3 protein-coding genes are annotated in these 1,118 nt (G+C 30.9%); 1 reads left to right on the forward strand and 2 read right to left on the reverse strand.

Going from position 1 to position 1,118, the window contains the following annotated elements:
- Positions 1–76 precede the first annotated feature (76 nt).
- Entirely contained in the window at positions 77–232 is a 156-nt protein-coding gene (locus ACIR131C_RS23295; RefSeq protein ID WP_417033500.1) for a helix-turn-helix domain-containing protein, read from the forward strand.
- Between the two features lie 127 nt (positions 233–359).
- On the opposite strand, the gene ACIR131C_RS0118165 is transcribed toward ACIR131C_RS23295, so the two are convergent.
- Positions 360–761: a type II toxin-antitoxin system VapC family toxin gene (locus ACIR131C_RS0118165; RefSeq protein ID WP_028091334.1), complete on the reverse strand. Its 402-nt coding sequence runs from the start codon at positions 759–761 to the stop codon at positions 360–362.
- Positions 749–970: a hypothetical protein gene (locus ACIR131C_RS0118170; RefSeq protein WP_028091335.1), complete on the reverse strand. Its 222-nt coding sequence runs from the start codon at positions 968–970 to the stop codon at positions 749–751. Before ACIR131C_RS0118170 ends, ACIR131C_RS0118165 begins: the two co-directional genes overlap by 13 nt.
- Positions 971–1,118: the final 148 nt, after the last annotated feature.

The raw sequence follows: 1,118 nt of genomic DNA on the forward strand, positions 1-1,118 counted from the left end.
AGATGAAATCATCCGTGATTATTGTGTATCTTAATGTCTCATTCTTAAGTTAAATGACTATATATTACATGAGTTAATGTCAGTAAGACAACTCAAACAAAAGGATATTGTCGAGATTTTTGGCTCAAAAGGTATTACTTCAGAAGTAATAAATGGTAAAAGAAGTATTAGCAAAAATCAAGCCAAAGCATTGGGAGATTTTTTTCATGTATCATATTCTTTGTTTTTATAAGCAAATGGGGATAATAGCTTACTTTCTGAATCACTTCTAATGCTTTAATTGTAGCTAAAAATTGTCTGATACGCTATCAGACAGTTAAATATTAATAAAAAACGGTGCGTTACATTTAATTAGAAAACTATTGCATCAAATAATTATTGAGTTCAGGATATTGAGAAAAGAAACCATCAATACTTGCTAATTTTGCTTGATATTGTAATGTAGTAGCAATAATTAAACGATCAAATGGATCTTTATGAACAGGAGATAAATTTACAGCACGACAGGAAATTTCTACAGTTACAGGAAATAATGTAATACCTGATGGTTCTAATGCTTCCTGAAACCATTGATTAGCAGCACAAGGTAATTCTAGTCTTCCTCGCTGTTGTGCAAGTGCTATTTCATAACAGGAAATAGTGGAAACTCCTACTTCTTCTGAGGTTTCAATTATTTCTCTCCAATGGGTAGGAAATTTATCAAATTGTTGATTAATAAACCAAAACCAAATATGAGTATCAAGGATAATTATTTGAGACATTCCCACTCTTCTTCATTGACAATAGGACTAACAATATCACCCAATGTTTTACCTTTACCAGCAATAGAACTAGGAGGAATACGGCGTTTTTTTGATGGTAAGTTTTCTTGTAGTATGGTGATAATCACACGAGCAGAATTAACTTGAGGTTGTTCTGACAACCATGTTAATTGGCCATTTTCATAAATTGCTTCGTAACTTTTTAGCATAGTAATTTGATGATGAATGATGGTTATTTTCTATTATAGTTTAAACAATCGCATTTTCTCAGAATCAGTATGTCTAGGATTTGAGGATGTACAGGATGTTTTTTAATATTTATCTAGATTTTCACAAAATTGCATTTTGTCAGAATCA

It is taken from the genome of Dolichospermum circinale AWQC131C, from assembly GCF_000426905.1.
Classification (GTDB): Bacteria; Cyanobacteriota; Cyanobacteriia; order Cyanobacteriales; family Nostocaceae; genus Dolichospermum; species Dolichospermum circinale.

Excerpts from the sequence above, each read along its gene's own strand:
- ACIR131C_RS23295 (WP_417033500.1), top strand. The coding sequence starts at position 77 with ATGTCAGTAAGACAACTCAAACAAAAGGATATTGTCGAGATTTTTGGC.
- ACIR131C_RS0118165 (WP_028091334.1), bottom strand. The coding sequence starts at position 761 with ATGTCTCAAATAATTATCCTTGATACTCATATTTGGTTTTGGTTTATT.
- ACIR131C_RS0118170 (WP_028091335.1), bottom strand. The coding sequence starts at position 970 with ATGCTAAAAAGTTACGAAGCAATTTATGAAAATGGCCAATTAACATGG.